Annotated in this window: 2 protein-coding genes; both read right to left on the bottom strand. The window is 69.2% G+C overall.

Translation table 11 applies throughout. The annotated features are described in order from the left end of the window. Nucleotides 1-494: 494 nt before the first annotated feature. Nucleotides 495-1,787, bottom strand: a complete 1,293-nt coding sequence (locus AC04L7_RS17190) for an amidohydrolase family protein (RefSeq protein WP_435999202.1) — start codon at nucleotides 1,785-1,787, stop codon at nucleotides 495-497. Between the two features lie 110 nt (nucleotides 1,788-1,897). Continuing rightward, nucleotides 1,898-2,154, bottom strand: a 257-nt coding sequence (locus tag AC04L7_RS17185) for a YciI family protein (protein WP_475513509.1), incomplete at its 5' end; no start/stop codon positions are given.

Here is a 2,154-nt window from a genome sequence, read left to right as displayed (position 1 = left end):
GCGCCGCACCCTGCACCTTCGTGTCCAGCTGGTCCAGGCGCGAGTTGATGCCTGCGAACTCGTCGTCGTAGGTCGCACAGCCGCTCAGGGCCACGCCGGCCACCATCGCCACACCGAGCACACGCGCCGTCGTCATGAATCGCTTGTTGGTGAACATTCCAATCCTCCTTCTTCTGGGAGCTGGGAATATAGCGGCGTTTCAGCCGATGTCGGCACCCGCCTGTTACCCCCCGTTTGCGTACGTCGAGGCGGCGTGAAGATGGTGAACGACGCGCGTTCAAATTCATGAAATCCGTCGCAGTTGGATCACTGCCTTCATCGTTGAAACGGATGAGGAGACCGTAATCCACGCTTCATGTGGATGCCGTTGATCGACCTGTGCGCGCCTCGATCGTCATCGCCATGTAATTAAGCGCACTCGCCACGGACATCTTGAACGCCCTTCTTCCACGCTGCAGCTACGGAGCGCGCGGCCCTGCCACCGAACGCGCCGGTCAGTCGCGTGCGGGAACAGGTACGACAGGCGTCGCCGCGGCGTCGTAGATCACCTGCCCGCCGCGCACCGTCATGCGCACGTCCGCGAAGGCATCGATGCGCGCCTGCGGATCGGATCCCAGCAGCACCAGATCACCGGCAAGCCCCTCCTGCAAGCGCCCGCGCACCGAGGCCTGGCCGAAGCGTTGCGCCGGCGCCGTGGTGAGGCTGGCGAGGATCTGCCGCCAGTCCAGGCCCGCAGCCGCCATCAGCTGGAACTCGAGCTGCGTGTCGTACACCTCGATGTACCCGGCGTCGGTACCGAACAGCACCACGCCGCCGCCCTGCGCCATCGCACCGAGCTGCTGCTTCGCGGCGCCGACGAACCTCTCCAGCACGGGCGCGGGCACGCCTTCGCGACGCAGTTCCGAATCGAACAGGGTCAGCGTGGGCACGAACGCGACGTTGCTCGCCTTCAGGCGTGCGACGAAGTCGGGCGACCACGCGCCCGCGTCGGGGGCCGCATGCGCGAGGACATCGACGCCGCTCTCCACCGCGACATCGAGGCCCGCGCGGTCGGTGGGATGCGCGAACGCGGGCTTGCCGTGCGCATGCGCCTCGGCCACCGCCGCGGTGGCGATCTCCTTCGACATCGGCAACACGCCACCGGGGCCGCCGATGATCGCGCCGGTGAACAGTTTCACGCCATCCGCCCCTGCCGCGATCTGCGCCGCCGCACGCGTGCGCGCCTGCTCGGGCGTCGCGACTTCCGCGCTGGGCGCGTGGGTCTGCGCCCAGAGCTCGCGCACGTAGATCGGCGTGCCGTGCTCGGGAAAGAACGGCATGTCGACGGTCAGCAGCTGGGGGCCCACGACGTCGCCACGCGCGATGCGCGCGCGCAACGCACGTGCATCGCCCGGCAACGACGCGATGTCGAACAGCGTGGTGAAGCCCCAGCGCGTGAAGCGGTCACGCAGTGCCGCGTCCAGTGCCGCCGCCGGCTGCGCGTCCGGCGCGAGGAAAGGCGGCTTGATCAGATGCACGTGGCTGTTCCAGAAGCCGGCCGCCACGCTCTTCCCGCGACCATCGACGACACGCATGCCGGCCGGCACCGCCACGCGCTCACGGGCGCCTATGGCCACGATGCGGCCGTCGCGGATCACCAGGGTGGCGTCGTCGAGCGGAGCGACATCCGGTGCGGGGTAGAGGCGCGCACCGACGATGGCCAGGTCGTGCGCCGCCACGGGAGCAGCGAAAAGAAGCGCGACAAGCACGCCGGCGGTAACGCGACGCGTCGCRAGCAGGGTCAGCATGAAGTCCTCTCCCGCCCGGTCTGTCCGGGCATCGATGACGCCCAGCATAGGGGACGCGCCGGTCGCGCGGGCACGCGCCATCCGCAGCGCGGGCGGCGGGTCCGCCGCGCCTACGAAGCCGGATCGAATCCGAATACCCGCAGTTCCTGGTCGCAGCGGCAGGCCTTGGCGATGCGCGCCGCCCAGGCGATCGCGTCCTCGCGCGAGGGCAGCTCGAGTACGCAGAATCCGCCGGTGAGCGGCGGTGCCCACGGATAGCCTCCGTCGACGACGGTCGCGTCCGCGGACACCAGGACCGGTGGCACGCTTTCGTCGATGCCACCCCCAAAGACATACACACCCGCGGCCTTCGCCGCCGCGATCACCA

The sequence above is a fragment of the Pseudoxanthomonas sp. LjRoot204_2 genome (assembly GCF_056175765.1).
Note: the sequence above shows the minus strand (reverse complement) of the source record. Positions and strands in the feature narration are given on the sequence as shown.